Origin of the sequence: Pseudoflavonifractor sp. (assembly GCF_050943825.1) — a bacterium.
Lineage (GTDB): Bacteria > Bacillota > Clostridia > Oscillospirales > Oscillospiraceae > Pseudoflavonifractor.
Map to the genome: position 1 here is coordinate 437,857 of NZ_JBMNPX010000001.1, position 17,559 is coordinate 455,415.

At 62.8% G+C, this 17,559-nt stretch carries 17 protein-coding genes and 1 tRNA gene; 2 read left to right on the plus strand and 16 right to left on the minus strand.

The window, feature by feature from the left end; all coding sequences use genetic code 11:
• Positions 1-44: 44 nt before the first annotated feature.
• The 9 genes from dapF to ACOX7T_RS02035 all read right to left on the minus strand — a co-directional run bounded on the left by dapF (position 45) and on the right by ACOX7T_RS02035 (position 7,916).
• Positions 45-848 carry a diaminopimelate epimerase gene (gene dapF, locus ACOX7T_RS01995; protein ID WP_433439384.1) on the minus strand — a complete coding sequence of 268 codons (804 nt, stop codon included), beginning with the start codon at positions 846-848 and terminating at the stop codon, positions 45-47.
• Positions 849-934: 86 nt separating this feature from the next.
• Positions 935-1,477: an ANTAR domain-containing response regulator gene (locus tag ACOX7T_RS02000; RefSeq protein WP_433439387.1), complete on the minus strand. Its 543-nt coding sequence runs from the start codon at positions 1,475-1,477 to the stop codon at positions 935-937.
• Positions 1,478-1,587: 110 nt separating this feature from the next.
• Positions 1,588-2,925, minus strand: a complete 1,338-nt coding sequence (gene glnA / locus ACOX7T_RS02005) for a type I glutamate--ammonia ligase (protein ID WP_433439389.1) — start codon at positions 2,923-2,925, stop codon at positions 1,588-1,590.
• A gap of 166 nt (positions 2,926-3,091) precedes the next feature.
• On the minus strand, positions 3,092-4,999 hold the full coding sequence (locus tag ACOX7T_RS02010; RefSeq protein WP_433439392.1) for a heavy metal translocating P-type ATPase: 1,908 nt from the start codon (positions 4,997-4,999) through the stop codon (positions 3,092-3,094).
• Between the two features lie 415 nt (positions 5,000-5,414).
• A tRNA-Leu gene (locus tag ACOX7T_RS02015) sits at positions 5,415-5,500 on the minus strand.
• A gap of 150 nt (positions 5,501-5,650) precedes the next feature.
• Complete coding sequence (gene trxA / locus ACOX7T_RS02020) at positions 5,651-5,968, minus strand: thioredoxin (protein WP_433439395.1); 318 nt, start codon at positions 5,966-5,968, stop codon at positions 5,651-5,653.
• Positions 5,969-6,022: 54 nt separating this feature from the next.
• Positions 6,023-6,889, minus strand: coding sequence for an NAD(P)/FAD-dependent oxidoreductase (locus ACOX7T_RS02025; RefSeq protein ID WP_433439398.1), 867 nt, complete (start codon positions 6,887-6,889; stop codon positions 6,023-6,025).
• Positions 6,879-7,190: an ArsR/SmtB family transcription factor gene (locus ACOX7T_RS02030; protein ID WP_433439401.1), complete on the minus strand. Its 312-nt coding sequence runs from the start codon at positions 7,188-7,190 to the stop codon at positions 6,879-6,881. Before ACOX7T_RS02030 ends, ACOX7T_RS02025 begins: the two co-directional genes overlap by 11 nt.
• A 144-nt stretch (positions 7,191-7,334) precedes the next feature.
• A complete protein-coding gene (locus ACOX7T_RS02035; protein ID WP_433439403.1) occupies positions 7,335-7,916 on the minus strand; it encodes a sugar O-acetyltransferase in 582 nt (193 codons plus the stop codon).
• A gap of 129 nt (positions 7,917-8,045) precedes the next feature.
• Between ACOX7T_RS02035 and ACOX7T_RS02040 the strand changes: the two genes are divergently transcribed.
• Together ACOX7T_RS02040 and ACOX7T_RS02045 are read left to right on the plus strand one after the other, a co-directional pair.
• Complete coding sequence (locus ACOX7T_RS02040; RefSeq protein WP_433439405.1) at positions 8,046-8,930, plus strand: glycosyltransferase family 2 protein; 885 nt, start codon at positions 8,046-8,048, stop codon at positions 8,928-8,930.
• A 50-nt stretch (positions 8,931-8,980) separates the two neighbouring features.
• On the plus strand, positions 8,981-9,868 hold the full coding sequence (locus tag ACOX7T_RS02045) for a DMT family transporter (RefSeq protein ID WP_433439408.1): 888 nt from the start codon (positions 8,981-8,983) through the stop codon (positions 9,866-9,868).
• A 53-nt stretch (positions 9,869-9,921) separates the two neighbouring features.
• Here ACOX7T_RS02045 and rpoD read toward each other — a convergent pair whose 3' ends face one another.
• The 7 genes from rpoD to hflX all read right to left on the minus strand — a co-directional run bounded on the left by rpoD (position 9,922) and on the right by hflX (position 17,539).
• Positions 9,922-11,247: an RNA polymerase sigma factor RpoD gene (rpoD, locus tag ACOX7T_RS02050; RefSeq protein WP_433439410.1), complete on the minus strand. Its 1,326-nt coding sequence runs from the start codon at positions 11,245-11,247 to the stop codon at positions 9,922-9,924.
• A 35-nt stretch (positions 11,248-11,282) separates the two neighbouring features.
• On the minus strand, positions 11,283-13,073 hold the full coding sequence (gene dnaG, locus ACOX7T_RS02055) for a DNA primase (RefSeq protein ID WP_433439413.1): 1,791 nt from the start codon (positions 13,071-13,073) through the stop codon (positions 11,283-11,285).
• Positions 13,074-13,131: 58 nt separating this feature from the next.
• Positions 13,132-14,136, minus strand: a complete 1,005-nt coding sequence (locus tag ACOX7T_RS02060) for a deoxyguanosinetriphosphate triphosphohydrolase (protein ID WP_433439416.1) — start codon at positions 14,134-14,136, stop codon at positions 13,132-13,134.
• Positions 14,137-14,312: 176 nt separating this feature from the next.
• A complete protein-coding gene (locus ACOX7T_RS02065; protein WP_433439418.1) occupies positions 14,313-14,945 on the minus strand; it encodes a YigZ family protein in 633 nt (210 codons plus the stop codon).
• Positions 14,942-15,475: a GNAT family N-acetyltransferase gene (locus tag ACOX7T_RS02070; protein ID WP_433439421.1), complete on the minus strand. Its 534-nt coding sequence runs from the start codon at positions 15,473-15,475 to the stop codon at positions 14,942-14,944. The genes ACOX7T_RS02065 and ACOX7T_RS02070 overlap by 4 nt, the downstream gene beginning before the upstream one ends.
• Positions 15,472-16,242 carry an AAA family ATPase gene (locus ACOX7T_RS02075; RefSeq protein WP_433439423.1) on the minus strand — a complete coding sequence of 257 codons (771 nt, stop codon included), beginning with the start codon at positions 16,240-16,242 and terminating at the stop codon, positions 15,472-15,474. Before ACOX7T_RS02075 ends, ACOX7T_RS02070 begins: the two co-directional genes overlap by 4 nt.
• 4 nt (positions 16,243-16,246) lie before the next feature.
• Positions 16,247-17,539: a GTPase HflX gene (gene hflX / locus ACOX7T_RS02080; protein ID WP_433439426.1), complete on the minus strand. Its 1,293-nt coding sequence runs from the start codon at positions 17,537-17,539 to the stop codon at positions 16,247-16,249.
• Between the last annotated feature and the right edge of the window lie 20 nt (positions 17,540-17,559).

Genomic DNA, 17,559 nt, shown 5'->3' on the forward strand with positions numbered 1-17,559 from the left:
AGACTCTATTGTATCGCTTTTTTCTCCACGGCACAACGGTAATTTTACGGTTCCAGGGAAATTTCTCCTTCAAACACCGTCACCGCCGGACCGGTCATGTACAGGTGACGATTCTCCTCCGCCCAGCGGATCTCCAGTTCGCCGCCGGGCAGGCGGACGGTGGTATGGCGGGACACCAGACCGGCTTGGGTGGCGGCAGTCAGAGCAGCGCAGGCGCCCGTGCCGCAGGCCAGGGTCTCGCCGCTCCCCCGCTCCCACACACGCACCTTCAGGCCGCCCCGGTCATCCGGCTGGACGAACTCCACGTTCACCCGGTCGGGGAAGGCCGGGTGATGCTCCAGCGCAGGGCCCAGCTCCGCCAGATTCAGAGTGTCCAGCCTGTCGGAGAACACCACGGCGTGGGGATTGCCCACCGACACAGGGACGGCCTGCCACGTTCTTCCTACCGCCATCAGCTTCACCGGCGGCGACAGCTCCGGCCGCCCCATATCCACCAGCACCGACTGCACCAGCCCGTCCCGGAGGAAGAGCTCCAGGTAGCGCACCCCGGAGGCGGTCTCCACCGTCAGAAGGGAGGTCTTTCTGGTCAGCCCCTTGTCGTACACATACTTGCCCAGACAGCGGATGCCGTTGCCGCACATGGCTCCTTCCGACCCATCGGCGTTGAAAATCCGCATGCCGAAGTCCGCCCGCTCCGACGGGCAGATGCAGATCAGTCCGTCTGCTCCTACGCCGAAGTGGCGGTCAGACAGCCGGACCGCCAGCTCAGGCAGATTGTCCGGCAAGCCGCCGGTACAGTTGAGATACACATAATCATTGCCCAGACCCTGCATTTTGGTAAAGCGCATGGCTCTTCTCCCCCGCCGCCCCGCCGGATTTCCGGCGGGACACCCTGCGGGGGCTGTCCCCCGGAGCGGGGCCGTTCCCCTTATCCCTATGCGCCGCAGTCCTCGCTGAGAACCTGCCGGGCGGTATCCAGCAATCGGGACCCGCTGTCCATGCTCCGCTTCTGGAGATAGCGGTGGGCCTCCTCCTCCGAGATGCCCCGGCTGGACATCAGAACAGCTTTGGCCTGCTCCACCACCGCCTTCTCCTCCTCGCTGCGGCGGGGACGGCTCATCTTCTCCAGCCGGTGCCCCACCTGGAGCAGTAGCCGCACCGAGGCAATCAGGTCCCCACGGGACACCGGGGAGGCCAGCTTGAAGATATCGTCGCTCTCACACATCTCCAGCATACTCTGAGCGGCTATCATCAGCATGGCGCAGGCCGGAGGCAGGTCCTCAAACAGGTGCTCGGCGGACTCGTCATGGAATTTATACCCGCAGACCACAGCGGAGATGCGCTGTTTGCTCACCACCCGCTTGACCTCAGCGGCGCTGTGGCAGACTATGCAGGAGGCAGTGCCGGAGCTCTCCAGAATCTCCCGGATGCGCCGGCCGCTCTCCTCTTTGGCAAAGGCCACGATAATCTTTTCCATCTTCCGCTCTGCTCCTTCCTGTGAGGAGTATGCGCCGGGGGGACGGCGCGTCTGTTCCGCCCCGTCCCCCCGGTTTTGCCGACAGTGCCGGAGCTGTCATTTGGTTTTGCTTAGTAGTTAATAATATACTTCTCCCGCTCCCAGGAGGACACACGGGTACGATATTCATCCCACTCTTTTTTCTTGCCCTCAATGTAGTTGTGGGCAACGTGCTCGCCCAGGGTTTCCAGCACCAGAGTGTCCGCCTCCATCAGGCGGATGGCCTCCTCCAGAGAGTTGGGCAGGCTGGTGATGCCGTGGGCCTTCCGGGTCTCCTCGTCCATGGCGTAGATGTTCTTGGTGATCTCCGCGGGCGGAGTCAGCCCCTTCTCGATGCCGTCCAGGCCGGCGGCCAGGCACACGGCGAAGGCCAGATAGGGGTTGCAGGCCGGGTCGGGGGAGCGCAGCTCCACCCGGGTGGACTGGCCGCGGGAGGCGGGGATGCGGATGAGCGCGGAGCGGTTGGAGGCAGACCAGGCCAGATAGCAGGGGGCCTCGTAGCCGGGCACCAGCCGCTTGTAGGAGTTGACCAGAGGGTTGGTGATGGCAGCCATGCCGGGCACATGGCGCAGCAGGCCGGCGATGAAGCTGTACGCCTCACGGGACAGGCCCCGCTCGTCGTTGGGATCGTAGAACACGTTCTTGCCATCCCGGAACAGGGACATGTTGGTGTGCATGCCGGAGCCGGCCACGCCGAAGATGGGCTTGGGCATGAAGGTGGCGTGGAGGCCGTTCTTCTGGGCCAGGGTCTTGACCGCCAGCTTGAAGGTCATGATGTTGTCGGCGGCGTGGAGTGCCTCGGCGTACTTAAAGTCGATCTCGTGCTGGCCCTGGGCGCACTCGTGGTGGCTGGCCTCGATCTCAAAGTCCATCTGCTCCAGGGCCATGCAGATCTCCCGGCGGGTGGACTCGCCATGGTCCAGGGGACCCAGGTCGAAGTAGCCCGCCTCGTCGTTGGTCTTGGTGGTGGGCTTGCCCTCGTCGTCGGTCTGGAACAGGAAGAACTCCGCCTCAGGACCCACGTTGAAGGTGTCAAAGCCCATGTCGTGGGCCTTCTGGATGGCCCGCTTCAGCACGTCCCGGGGGTCGCCCACAAAGGGAGTGCCGTCGGTGTTGTACACGTCGCAGATGAGTCGGGCCACCTTGCCGTGGCCGGGCCGCCAGGGGAACACGCGGAAGGTCCGCAGGTCGGGGTAGAGATACTGGTCGGACTCGTCGATACGGACAAAGCCGTCAATGGAGGAGCCGTCGAACATGCACTGGTTGTTGACCGCCTTCTCAATCTGAGAGGCGGTGATGGCCACGTTCTTCAGCTGGCCGAAGATGTCCGTGAACTGGAGGCGGATAAACTCGATGTCGTCTTCCCTGACGATGCGAATGATGTCTTCCTTCGTGTGAAGGTGGGTCATGGCGTGCGTCCCCTTTCATTCTCCAAAAAAATCGTTTTCTCTGTGTTCCGTCGAAAAAAGGCGCTCCGATCCCCTGAGGGGCGGAACGCCTTTGTTCTCAGCCATTGTTTTGAGTATACTTACTTCCGGACCGGTTGTCAATCGGCAAAATCATCTGGTTTTTCCGTCAAATGTCTGAATTTTCCGTTTTTGTTGACAAGCTCCCCCGCTTTCTGCTCCGCCACCCCAGCAGAAGCGCCGAGCTGACGATCACCAGCACCGATCCCGCGTTGTGAACAAGGGCACCTGCCACAGGATTCAGTGCTCCCCCAATGGCCAGGGCCACCGCCAGGAAGTTCAGTCCCATGGAGAACGCCAGGTTACACCGGATGGTCAGCATCATCCGCTTGGACAGCGCCATCAGGTGAGGCAGCTCCCCCAGGTCGTCACTGACCAGAGCGATGTCGGCGGCATCCACCGCGATATCGCTGCCCATGCCGCCCATGGCAATGCTCACCCAGGCCCGCTTTAGGGCGGGGGCGTCGTTGACGCCGTCACCCACCATACAGACAGGCTGTTTCTCCTCCCGGCAGCGGTCCATGTAGTCCAGCTTGTCCTGCGGCAGGCATCCGGCCTTTATCTCCGTGATGCCCAGCTGTCCGGCGATATGCCGGGCGGCGTTGCGGTTGTCACCGGTGAGAAGCACAGGCTCAGCCCCCTGGGCCCGGATTTCCGCAATCATACGGGCGGCGTCGGTCCGCAGGGTATCCGCCAGAGCCACCAGTCCGGCCAGCACGCCGTCCACTGCCAGGTAGATAACCGTACAGCCCTGGTCCAGATAGCGGGCTGCGGCCTGTTCTCCATGTTCCGCCGCAATCCCATTCCGGGCCATCAGAGACAGGTTTCCCGCCGTCACCCGGTGGCCGGACACCACTGCCTCCACGCCCAAACCGGGGAGCATGGTGAACTTCTCCGCCGGGGGCACTTCCCCACCCCCGGCCCGGAAGCCGTTCACCACCGCCTTGCCCAGCGGGTGCTCTGACCGCAGCTCCGCTCCGGCGGCCAGGGTGTAGAGTGTGGACCCGTCAAAGTCCGCTGCCAGCGGCTCCACCGCTGTGACCTGGGGCATGCCGCTGGTGAGGGTACCAGTCTTGTCAAAAGCCACCCGACGCACAGAAGCCAGCCGCTCCAGGGCGTCCCCCTCCCGGACCAGAAAGCCGTGGCGTGTGGCGTTGCCGATGGCGGCCATGACGGCCGTGGGGGTGGCCAGCACCAGAGCGCAGGGACAGAACACCACCAGGATGGTCACCGAGCGGATGATCTCCCCGGTAATCAGGAAGGTAATTATCGCCGCCGTCAGGGCGGCCACCACCACCCAGGTGGCCCACCGGTCGGCCAAGCCCACAATTTTGGCCTTGCCCGCATCGGCGGACTGCACCAGGCGGACCAGGCGCTGGAAGGTGCTGTCCTCCCCCACCCGGGATGCCTCCATATCAAAGGAGCCGAACTGGTTCACTGTTCCGCTGGATACCTGGTCCCCCGGCCCCTTGTCCACCGGGAGGGACTCTCCTGTCATTACCGCCTGGTTCACAGAGGTCTGTCCGGTCCGTATGACCCCGTCCACCGGGATGGTCTCTCCGGGCAGCACCCGCACCAGATCCCCCACCCGCACCTCTTCTGCAGGTACAGTTCGCTCTCCAGCCTCCGTTACCACCCGGGCAGTGCGGGGCGTCAGGCGGACCAGCTTCTCAATACCTGCACGGGCACGGGCCACGGTCAGGTCCTCCAGCAGCGCGCCCAGCTGCATGATAAAGGCCACCTCACCGGCGGCGAAGATCTCCCCGATTAGCACCGAGGCGATAAGCGCGATAGATACCAGTACGTCCGCCTTGATGTCAAAGGCGGTAACCAGTCCAATGAATGCCTCCAGCAGAATGGGCACCCCGCACAGCACGATGGCCAGCCATGCCGGGTCTACCGGCAATACATCGGGCAAAAAAATGCTGACCAGCAGCGCCGCACCTGAGAGCACCAGCAGCACGATCTCCCGCTTCGTGCCGCCCCACTCCAAAAATGCCTCCAATCCCTTTATCATGCTCCACACCTCTCTCGTTTATACCTATTGGGGTATAGGTATATTATACCCATAGGGGTATATGCTGTCAAGAGAGTTACGGAGAGAACCTCCGCCAGAGGCCGGGCCAAAATATTAAGTGCTCACCCCAAGCGGCAAGCCACTTGGGGTGATCTGAAATATCCAATCGGTATCGATATCAACCATGGTTTTCGGCCAGCAGAAAACCAACTGAGTATAAAAAACGTCGGAGCAAAGCAAACTTTGCTCCGACGCAGAACATCGCAACAATATAGGCGCCCCAGTCTTCAGGTTCACACCCAAAACCAAATCGCAACCCGGCACAGCGGTTGTGGTTTGGAAGAGAGGAGCAGCAGAATGAGCTTTGCAATGAAATAAAAAAGCTCGTCGCAAGCGATAACCGCTTGCGACGAGCTGGTGCGGATGGCGGGACTCGAACCCGCACGGCCGTGGGCCACTAGCACCTCAAGCTAGCCAGTCTACCAATTCCAGCACATCCGCATATTTATCAGTGCCTCACTGGAGGTCACTTGCTTATTATATCCACTGCCTCCCGTTTTGTCAACCAAATTTTTTATATTTTTTCATTTTGCGATTATGTAAACAAGCGGGCGGAGCAGAGTGCTCCGCCCGCTTGTTTCACTGCATCAATCAGATGTTAGCGTCCAGAATAGCGGTATAGGCCTCAGCGGGCATGACGCCCACCTTCCGATCCAGCTCCTTGCCGTCCTTGAAGAAGATGACGGTGGGGATGCTCATCACGCCGTACTGCATGGCCAGGGCCTGCTCCTCGTCCACGTTCACCTTGCCGATAATGGCCTTGCCCTCGTACTTGCCGGCCAGATCGTCAATCACGGGAGCCAGCATACGGCAGGGACCGCACCAGGAGGCCCAGAAATCCACCATGGTAATGCCGCCGGAGGTAATCGCCTTGTCAAAGCCTTCCTTGTTGAAGTGAATGGTCGCCATAATCAATACTTCCTTTCTTTCGTCTGGTTATTTTTCTATTAAAAATGGATTTGTTTATGCCTTCTGTTCCCGGTCCAGCCGGTCCAGATACTCTGCTGCCCGGTGTCCCGCCACCTGGCCCTCCCCTACCGCTTTGGAAATCTGGAGGGGCTGGCCGGTGCAGTCTCCGGCGGCGAACACGCCGGGAATATTGGTGGCCATGTCCCGGTCCACCCCGATATACCCGTCCTTCAGTTCCAGTGCAGGGAGCAGGTCGTTGGGCGCCACCGCCGAGCGCAGGATAAAGACGCCGTCACAGGGAATCTCCCGGCCGTCCGCCTTTACGGAGGTCACCTTTCCGTCGCCGCAGACCTCAATTTTTGCCGCCTTGACAAAGGGGATCTCCGGATTCAGCTCCTCCGGTCTGACGGGAGCGGTATAGGTCACCCGGCACCCCAGGCCGTGGAGGTAGTTGGCCTCCTCGGGTGCCTCAGCAGACCGGCCTGCCACCACTACGTCACGGCCCCGGTAGAGCATGCCGTCGCAGGTAGCGCAGTAGCTGACGCCTGCGCCCATATGCTCCGCCTCGCCGGGGAACTTGGCCCGGCGGACTACTCCGGGCGCCAGCACTACCGCCCGGGCCTGGACCAGCTCACTGCCTGCACTGATGTAGAATGTACCGCTCAGGGACATGATATTCAGCGCCCGGCCGGTGACTCGTTCCACGCCCATCGTCTCAGCGTGGTCCTTGAACCGCTTCAGCAGCTCCGGTCCGGTGACGCCGTGGATGCCCAGGTAGTTGTCCACCTGCTCGGTCTTGCTGAGGGGGCCGTCCCGGTCGTCGCCGCTGATGACCACTGCCGTCCGGTTCCGCTGTCTGGCCTGCACCGCCGCGGACAGCCCCGCCGGGCCGCCGCCGATGACCGCGATATCATAAATCATGCCGGTAATCCTCCTCCCTGTCGCCGAAGAGCGCCGCGATTATTGCCGTGACCCCCGCCCGATCGTCAATCTCGTAATAGACCTCATTGCCGGAGCGGGATGCCTTGACAATCCCTGCCGCCTTCAGGCGCATAAGATGCTGAGAGATGCAGGACTGGGACTGGCCCACATTGGCCTCCATACAGCCCACGTTGCGGCAGCCGCACCGCAGCAGCCCCCGGACGATCTGCAGCCGTACCGGATGGGAAAGGGCTTTCAGCAGGGCCGCCTTCTCCTCGTAGAGCCCGGTTGCGTCCGTCATGTCGTTCACCTCATATTCATTTTTTCTAATATTATTATATTCTAATATTCTAATTTGTCAACAGGTTTTTGAAAAAATTTTTTGTCCTGTCACGGCAAAACAAAAGTCGCCGCGCAGTGTGCGCGGCGGCTCACATTTTTATTATCAGACAGGCTTTTTCTTGTCTTCCTCGGTGATGGGCCGGATCACCCGGCAGGGGTTGCCCGCAGCCACCACCCCGGAAGGGATGTCACGGTTGACCAGGCTGCCCGCGCCGATGACCACGTTGTCCCCGATGGTCACGCCGGGCACCACCGTCACCCCGGCGCCAATCCACACGTTGTTTCCCACCTTGATGGGCTTGGCGTACTCCAGGCCGCTGTTGCGGGTGTCCGCGTCGATGGGGTGCCCGGCGGTGTGGAAGCCGCACTGGGGGGCAATGAACACGTTGTCCCCGAAGGTGATGCCGCCGCCGTCCAGAATGACACAGCCGTGGTTCATATAAAAATTCTCTCCGATGGAGATGCCATAGCCGTAGTCGCACCAGAAGGGCTGCTCAATGCAGAACTTCTCCCCCGTGCTGCCCAGCAGCTCCCGCAGAAGGGCGTTCCGGCTGTCCCAGTCGGTGTACCGCATCTGGTTGTAGGCCCAGCACTTGTCCTTGCAGGCCGCCCGGTCGGCAATCAGCTCCGGGTCGGTGTCCGCCGCATAGAGCTGGCCGCTCTGCATCTTTTCCTTTTCCGTCATAGTCACGCCTCCGTTCCGGTTTTCTCCGGTCCAACATACCGGTTTTCCCGGTATTTGTCAACCCCACTCTTGGCGAAAAGACTGCTGCCTGCTATAATGATATAAATACCATCTCAGCGAGGTGCGCCCATGGAAGGTCCCGCAGTCAGCATCGTCATCCCGGTCTACAACGTAAAGCCCTATCTGGAGAAATGCCTGTCCAGCATCCGGTTCCAGACCTGCCGGGACTTTGAGGTCCTGCTGGTGGACGACGGCTGCACCGACGGCAGCGCGGATATCTGCCGGTCGTATGTGGCACTGGACAGCCGCTTCCGCCTGCTGGAGCAGGCCAACGCCGGCGCGTCAGCAGCCCGGAACCTGGGCATGACCCAGGCCGCCGGGCGGTATCTCCAGTTTGTGGACGGGGACGACTGGCTTCCCACCGACAGCGTGGAGATTCTCCTCCACACCGCCGAGTCCACCGGCGCCGACCTGACGGTGGCCCACTTCTACCGGGTAGCCGGGGAGCGCTGCGCCGCCCGGGGACATATCCGTGAAGCGTGCGTCATGACCCGGACAGAGTACGCCGACCACATGGTCAAGGCCCCCGCCAACTTCTACTACGGCGTTATGTGGAACAAGCTCTACCGCCGGGCCATTGTGGAGGCAAATCATCTGGAGTGTCCCGCAGACGTGGCCTGGTGCGAGGACTTCCTGTTCAATCTGGACTATATCGCCTGCTGCCGCCTCATTGCGGCGGTGCCCAGGCCGGTGTACTACTACCGCAAGCGGGAGGGCAGCCTGGTGAGTACCCAGGCCACCCTGCGCAAGACCATCCAGACCAAGCGGCTCACCTTCAACGAATACAAGGACTTCTACCAGCAGCTGGACCTCTATGAGCGCCGGAAGGTCCGGGTCTACCGCTATCTCATCTCCTCCGCTGTGGACGGCTCCGTGGGGCCTCTGGGCCGCCCCCTCTCCCTGCCGCCCAAGGAAAAGCCCCCTGTCCGGCGCAAGGAGAAAAAGTTGGATTGAGTTTCCCCCCAGCCGCCGGGAAAACGGCGAACTGACAGGAGGTATGCTGTATGTCCAAACAGAATGGTTCCGGACACCTGGCGGCCCTGTGCGCCATCACCATCTGGGGCGGCGCCTTTGTGGCTGCACAGATAGCACTGGAGGCCATGAGCCCCACCGTGCTGATGTTCCTGCGCATCACCATTGCCGTTATCGCCACCACCATCATCCATCCCCGGCCGCTGGGCTGGCTGGGCTGGAAGACCGAAGGGTATTATGTTCTGGGCGGACTGCTGGGCATCTTCTTCTACTACTACCTCCAAAACGCCGCCCTGACCTACACCAGCGCCTCCAATGTGTCGGTGTTGTGCGCCCTGGCGCCCATCGTCACCGCTCTGGCCGCGCCGCTCCTGCTCCGCACGCCCCGGCCTCACGGCCTGTTCTACTTCGGCTGCCTGCTGGCCGCCGCCGGGTCCGCCCTGACCGTGTACAACGGCAGCGCCGTGCTTCAGCTCAACCCGCGGGGAGATGTGCTGGCCCTGCTCAACGCGGTGGTGTGGGGCCTGTACGCCATCGTCAGCAAGAAAATCAGCTCCTTCGGCCACCCGCTCATCCCCTCGGTGCGGAAAATGTTTGTGTACGCCCTGCTCTTCTCGGTGGTCCTGCTGCTGTTCCAGGGTGTACAGGTTCAGCCGGAGCAGCTGGTGCGGTGGGATGTGCTGGGCTCCGTGGCCTATCTGGGCCTTCTGGGCTCCACGGTGTCCTACCTGCTGTGGAACTACGCCATTCACCGGCTGGGCTCGGTACGGGCCACCACCTACATCTACCTGGAGCCCCTGGTCACCATGGCGGTGGCCGCCGCCATGCTGGGCGACTCCATCACCTGGATTGCCCTGCTGGGCGCAGTGCTCATCATCGGCGGACTGTTCCTCACCAAGCTGAAGCAGGCAGGCGCCTGACTGTCTACATAAAAAAGCCCCAGCGCACCGTAGTGCGCCGGGGCTTTTTTATATTAGTTCAGGAAGTCCTTCAGCTTCTTGCTGCGACTGGGGTGACGCAGCTTTCTGAGGGCCTTAGCCTCAATCTGGCGGATGCGCTCACGGGTCACGTTGAACTCCTTGCCCACCTCTTCCAGAGTGCGGGTGCGGCCGTCCTCAATGCCGAAGCGCAGCTTGAGCACCTTCTCCTCTCTGGGAGTCAGGGTGCCCAGCACGTCCACCAGCTGCTCCTTGAGCAGGGTGAAGCTGGCGGCCTCGGAGGGCTCGGAGGCGTCCTCGTCGGGGATGAAGTCGCCCAGGTGGGAGTCCTCCTCCTCGCCGATGGGGGTCTCCAGGCTGACGGGCTCTTGGGCAATCTTCAGGATCTCCCGCACCTTGTCCACGGGCATGTTCATCTCCTCGGCAATCTCCTCGGGGCTGGGGTCGTGGCCCAGCTCCTGGAGCAGCTGGCGGGAGACGCGGATGACCTTGTTGATGGTCTCCACCATATGGACGGGGATACGGATGGTACGGGCCTGGTCGGCAATGGCACGGGTGATGGCCTGGCGGATCCACCAGGTGGCGTAGGTGGAGAACTTGTAGCCCTTGGTGTAGTCGAACTTCTCCACGGCCTTGATAAGGCCCAGGTTGCCCTCCTGGATCAGGTCCAGGAACAGCATGCCCCGGCCCACGTACCGCTTGGCAATGGACACCACCAGACGGAGGTTGGCCTCGGCCAGACGCTGCTTGGCGGCCTCGCCCCGCTTGATGTCCTTCTTCAGGGCCTTCTCCTCCTCAGGAGTGAGGGTGATGGGCTCGCCCCGCTTCTCCGCCTCCTCAATCTCGGCCATCCGTGCCTTGGCCGCGTCGCCCGCGCCCATGTCCTGGGCCAGCTGGACTTCTTCATCGGGGCTCAGGAGGTTGACCTTGCCGATCTCCTTCAGATACATACGCACCGGGTCGTCGATGCCGAAGGAGTCCACCAGGGTGTTGGGGTCTACGATCTCCTCCTCGGGGATCTCCTCCAGCTCCTCCATGGGAGGTACAATGTCGGCGTCCAGCTCGGGCAGGTAGTACTCACTCACCGTCTCGATGCCCAGGTTCTCCAGGACATCGTAGATCTTGTCCATCTGCTCGGACTCCAGCTCCATGCTCTCCAGGACGTCCATCAGCTCATTGACGGACAGACTACCCTTCTTCTTGCCCTTCTCAAACAGCTCGTTGAGCTTTTCAGATCCCTGGACGCCCTCCACAATCTTCAGGATCTCAGCCTTGACCTGCTCCATCTTGTCAGCGCCGGTAAGGACAGTCTTTCCTTCCACCATATTGCCCTTGGCGTCGTTCTTCTTTTTCTCGCTCATGCGGTCATCCTCCATATGCTTTTTCTTTCTGTATCTCAGGTATTCTGTCCGTTATACGCCTTTTTCTCCCGGAATTTTTCACGGGCGGCCATAAGCGGGTCCGCCTGGGTCCCGCCGGAGCGCTTGGCGTACTCGGTGGCGATAATCTCTATGTAATCCGCCAGTGCCTTCTGGCTGTGGGCCAGGGATTCAGGCTGGTCCAACACGTGCACCAGATGGCTCATCTCATCGGCGGTCAGTTCTCCGGTCAGGGCAGGAAGCTGGGTGCTTCTCCCCTCCTGCCAGCGCTTGCGCAGCATGCCGTACACCCGGCCCAGCAGGGGCGAGGAGAACTGCTCCGGCTCCAGGGCGCCCGCGCTCTGGAACAGTCCCGGCTCCAGCAGCATCAGCCGGAGCACCCCCTCCTCCGCACGGGCGGAGCGGATGTTCTCATACCGCAGCTCCCGCTCTCTGGGTTGGAGCTGGGCGGCTGGGGTCAGGTCCTTCCGGGTCTGCTTCTTTTTGGCCTGCCAGGCCCGGTTCTTCCGGTACCGCTCCACCTCTTGGGCGAAGGCGGCGGCTGAAATGCCCCCGGCAGCGGCGGCCTTGTTGCCATAGATCTCCCGCTCAATGGGGCTCTGCAAAGACGCCACCGTCTCCACCGCCTCCCGGAGGAAAGCCATGCGCCCCTCCTCGTCGGCCAGGCTGTGCTTCTGGAGCAGGGACTCCAGCCGGTAGTCATTCTGCCCTGCGCTGCCATTGAGGCACTTCTCAAAGGCAGCCGCGCCGAAGCGCTTGATGAAGTCGTCCGGGTCCTGCTTGAGGGGCTTGCCCTCGCTGTCGTAGGCGTTGGGCAGCTGGAGCACCCGGACATTCAAATCCGCGTTCTTCAGGATGCCCAGCACCCGGTCGGTGGACTTTTTGCCCGCCGGGTCGTTGTCGTAGCAGAGCACCAGCTCCTTGGTGTACCGGGCCAGGATGCGGGCGTGCTCCTCGGTGAGGGCGGTACCCATGGTGGCCACCACGTTGTCAAACCCGGCCTGATGAAGGGTGATGACGTCGATATTTCCCTCCACCAGAATCAGATTGGGCCGCTTGGTGTTCTTGGCGAAGTTGAGGGCGTAGATGAGCCGTCCCTTCTTGAACACCACGGTCTCCGGGGTGTTGAGGTACTTGGCTCCCTCCTCCCCCGGCAGGATGCGGCTGGTAAATCCGGCCACATCCCCCCGCACGTCGATGACGGGGAGCATGAGCCGGGCGCGGAACTTGTCGTAAATGCCGCCGTTCTTGCCCGCCACCGCCAGGCCCGCGTCGATGAGCTCCATCTTGCTGTACCCCTTGGCGGTGAGGGCTTTGGTGAGGGCATCCCACTGGTCGGGGGCGGCGCCCAGACCGAAGCGGGTGGCCGTCCGGGGTGAAATCTGCCGCTGGGCGATGTACTCCCGCACCCGCTGGCCCCCGGGACCCTTCAGATAGTCGTGGTAGAACCGGGCGGCGTCCTTGTTGGCCTCCAGGGCCCTGGCACGCTTTTTCCGCCCGGCGTCGTCGCTGCCCGTGTCGGGCACCTCCAGCCCTGCCCGCTTGGCCAGGAACCGCACCGCGTCGGGAAAGGAGAGGTTCTCTATCTCCATGATAAAGGAGATGACCCCGCCGCCCTTGCCGCAGCCGAAGCAGTGGTAGATCTGCTTGTCCTGATTGACGGAAAAGGAGGGTGTTTTCTCGTTGTGGAAGGGGCACAGCCCCCACAGGTTGCTCCCCTTTTTATTCAGGGTCACGTAGGAGGACACCACGTCGGAGATTTCGCTCCGGGCCACCAGCTCGTCAATGAATTGTTCCGGAATCGGCACGGTAGCCCTCCTTTCCCCTATGATTGCCAGAGTTTTCTGCTGTCATACGGAATCTGCCCTATTTCACGCTCCAGGACGCCGGGATAAACAGCGCCCCGAACTTCTCCACGGCGTACTTGTCGGTCATACCCGATATGTAATCGCAGACGCCCCTCTCCACGCCCTCCTTCACCCGGATGTCCTGATACTCCGCCGGCAGCTCATCCGGCTGTCGGACATAGTACTCAAACATCCGCCGGAGCATGTCCTGGGCCTTGGTCTCCTCCCCCTTGGCACGGGGGTTGGTGTACACAGAGTCGAACATGAAAGCACGCAGCTCCGCCATGGCCTCGCCGCAGGCGGGAGACTGGACAATCTCATTCTTCCCCATACTTTGGGCAATCACGTCGGTGGTCAGGGTGTTGATGCGCTCAGAGTGGGTAAACCCCAGCACCTGGGAGATGTGGATGGGGATATCGGTGGGGAAGATAATCTGTCCCCGCATGGCGTCGTCAATGTCGTGGTTGATGTAGGCAATCTTGTCGGCCAGGCGGATGATCCGCCCCTCCAGGGTCTCGGCCCGGTCGGGGCCGGTGTGGCACAGGATGGCCCGGCGCACCTCCCAGGTCAGGTTCAGCCCCTCGCCGTCCTTCTCCAGCACGTCCACCACCCGGAGGGACTGGACATTGTGCTCAAAGCCGCCGGGCATCAGCTCGTTGAGGGCCCGCTCCCCGGCGTGGCCGAAGGGGGTGTGGCCCAGGTCATGGCCAAAGGCGGCCGCCTCGGTCAAATCCTCGTTGAGCCGCAGGCCCCGGGCGATGGTCCGGGCAATCCGGGCCACCTCGATGGTGTGGGTCATACGGGTGCGGTAGTGGTCTCCCTCGGGCTGGAGGAAAACCTGGGTCTTGTGCATCAGACGCCGGAAGGCCTTGGAGTGGACAATCCGGTCCATATCCCGCTGGAAGCAGGTGCGGATGGGGCACTCCTCAATGGGCCGTGCCCGTCCTCTGGACTCCGCCGCCAGACAGGCGTGGGGCGAGAGGAACTGACGCTCCATGGCCTCGGTCTGTTCTCTTACCGTCATAGCCGCCGCCTCCTTCATCCGCCGATGAATTCTGCCTGTATACTGTATACGCCGTTCCTTTCAAAAACCCTTCAAAAAAACAAAAAAATTTTTCTTCCTCCCCAGGCTCTTTCTGCCGGGCAGAAATCGGGGCCTGTCCTGCCGGAAACCGGCGGGGCAAGCCCCGGTATGTCCTGTTATCGGGCCATGGGCACGGCCTTGAAAGCCTCGCCCAGAATCTGTACCGCCGTACCGCCGGCAGTCAGCTCGGTCATGCGGGCGGAGAAGGCCTCCACCTGCCCCTCGGGCAGCAGGGCGTGGACGGTCACGTCGGCGGCGTACTCGGTCTCCCCCAGCACGCCCCCGTGGGCCTCCACCTCCAGCCGCACCCGGTCAAAGAAGGAGTAGGGGCAGGGCACCGCTGCCTCCACCCAGCGGCGCACCACGGAGATGCCGGCTGCGTCCAGGGCGTCCTTGGCGCTCTGGGTATAGGCCCGTACCAGTCCGCCCGCACCCAGCAGCACGCCGCCGAAGTACCGGGTCACCACGCACACCACGTTGGTGACCTCCTCCCGCTGGAACACGTTGAGCATGGGCTGTCCCGCCGTGCCCTGGGGCTCTCCGTCGTCGGAGTACCGCTCCACGCCCCCGTCCCGCAGACGGTAGCACCAGCAGTTGTGCCGGGCGTCGTAGTGCTTCTTCTTCACCTGCTCCACAAAGGCCCGTGCCTCTTCCTCGGTCTCCACCGGCTTTACCTGCCCGATAAACCGGGACCGCTTCTCCACCAGCTCCGCCTCGGCGGGTGCGGTGGGAATGAAATATTCCGTCATCTCGCCTGCCACTCCTCTTTTGTCAGGGCGTAGTGGAGCTCGGTGCGCTCCTCTCCCATCAGCTCCACCCAGGTCCGGTCGGTCAGCCGCCAGCGGAAACCGCACTTCTCAACCACCCGGCGGGACCTGTCATTGAAGTCGTAGTGCCCGCACCAGATGGTGCGCAGGTCCAGCTCCTCAAAGCCGTACCGCAGCAGCTCCTCCACCGCCTCAGGCATCAACCCCCTGCCCCAGCAGCCGGGGTGGAGGGCGTAGCCAATCTCATCGTCCGGGCCGGGCAGCTCGGTGCGGTGCCGGCCCACAAACCCGGCGGAGCCCACCACGCGGCCGGTCTCCTTCAGCACCACCGCCGCCGTGCCCGGCGCGGCAAACACGGTTCGGATAATCTCCAAGCTCTCCGCCGGGCTCTTATGAGGCGGCCAGCCCGCTGCCGGGCCTACCCGGGGGTCCCTGGCGTAATCAAAGACATCCGCCGCGTCGCTGTCACGGAAGGGCCGCAGAATCAGCCGCCGGGTCTCAAGCTGTCTCATTTCTCTCCCTCCTCCTGCGCCAGGAGAATGTCCAGCATCCGCTCCGGCGCATTGAGAAATTCTCTGGTAATCCGGTAGTGCTCCGTGTCCCGGTAGTCCACCCGCTCCACCCCGTCCGGACCGTCAAACCGCAGGATATCCGCCTGGGGATAGGCCATCAGGATGGGGGAATGGGTGGCGATGAGCAGCTGGCCGCCCCGGGACACCAGGTCGTGCATCAGCGTCAGAAAGGAGAGCTGCCGCATGGGCGACAGGGCGGACTCCGGCTCGTCCAGCAGGTAGAGCCCCCTTCCCCAGAAGCGGTTCTTGGCCAAGGCCAGCAGGCTCTCCCCGTGGGACTGGCCGTGGAGGGATTTCCCGCCCACATACTGGAGATAGGACGGCGTCAGGGGGTCGTCCTCCATCTCGTCCACATAGCTGGCCATGTTGTACAGGCTCTCCGCCCGGAGAAAATACCCATCCTCGGGGATTTCCGGGCTGCGCACCAGCCGCAGGGCCCTGTACAGGCCGGAATGGGTATCCCGGCTGGCAAAGCGGAAATTGCGGGAACCGCCCTCCGGGTTGAAGCCCCAAGCTACGGCGATGGCCTCCAGCAGCGTGGACTTGCCGCTGCCGTTCTCCCCCACGAAAAAGGTGACGGGTCGGCGGAACTCCAGCCGCTTCAGCCGGGCGATGGCCGGGATGCAAAAGGCGTAGTCCTCCACTTCCCCCTCCACAGAACGCTTCTCCACGCCCCGCAGGTACAGCACGCCCTTTCCCGCTTCCATATGCTCAGTCCTCCCAGAACTCCTTGGGCGGCGTCCAGCCGGAGACGATGAAGTCCTTCAGCCGGCCCAGCTGGATGGGGGTGCACACCGCCTCCACCTCAATGGCCTCGCCGTAGTCCACCCGCTCCACCTTGGCCTCCCGGTGGAGCATGTCCAGCACGCCCCCCTGGTCGTAGGGGATGCGCAGCACCACCCGGTGAGCGCCGGTGTCCAGCCGGTCGCCGATCTTCTTCAGCAGCTCGTCCAGCCCCGCGCCGGTTTTGGCGGAGATGGACACGATGTCCTCTCCGTGGGGCACGATGTCACCCACGTACAGGTCGGACTTGTTGAACACGTCGATGCGGGGCGTCTGGGCTGCGCCCAGCTCCACAATCAGCTTCTCCACCACCGCCGCCTGCTCCCGCCACTCCGGGTTGGATGCGTCGATGACGTGGAGCAGCAAATCGGCAAAGCTCAGCTCCTCCAGGGTGGCCTTGAAGGCCTCCACCAGGTGGTGGGGCAGCTTGGAGATAAAGCCCACCGTGTCCGAGATGAGGACGGTGCAGGTATCGGAAATCTCCAGGGTGCGGGTGGTGGTGTCCAGAGTGTCGAACAGACGGTTGTTGGCGGGGATGTCCGCCCCGGTCAGCTTGTTGAGCAGGGTGGACTTGCCCGCGTTGGTGTAGCCCACGATGGCCACCACCGGTACCTCGTTCTTGATTCTCCGCTCCCGCTGGGTGGCGCGCACCCGGCGCACCTGCTCCAGGTCCTCCTCCAGCTTGGCAATCTTCTTGCGGATGTGCCGCCGGTCGGTCTCCAGCTGGGTCTCACCGGGGCCGCGGGTGCCGATGGCACCCTCCTGCCGCTCCAGGTGGGTCCACATGCCCAGCAGACGGGGCAGCAGGTACTTGTACTGGGCCAGCTCCACCTGGAGACGGCCCTCCTTGGTCCGGGCCCGCTGGGCGAAGATGTCCAGAATCAGGGCGGACCGGTCCAGCACCGACACGCCCAGATCGTCGGTCAGGGCCCGCTGCTGGGAGGGGGACAGGGCGTTGTCAAAGACCACCATGTCCGCCTCCATGCTCTGCACCAGCTCCTTGACCTCACGCACCTTGCCCTCGCCGATAAAGGTGCGGGGGTCGGGGGCGTCCTTGTTCTGGAGCACCTCGCCCACGCACTGGCCTCCCGCCGTCTCCAGCAGGGCGGCAAGCTCCGCCATGGACTCCTCGTCGGCATTCTCCGTCCGGCTCAGGCAGGAGGCGTTGAGGCCCACCAGCACCGCCCGGTTCCGCTTTTCCTCTGTGGTATGTTCCGTCATAGAACCTCCGCCGCCGGAAC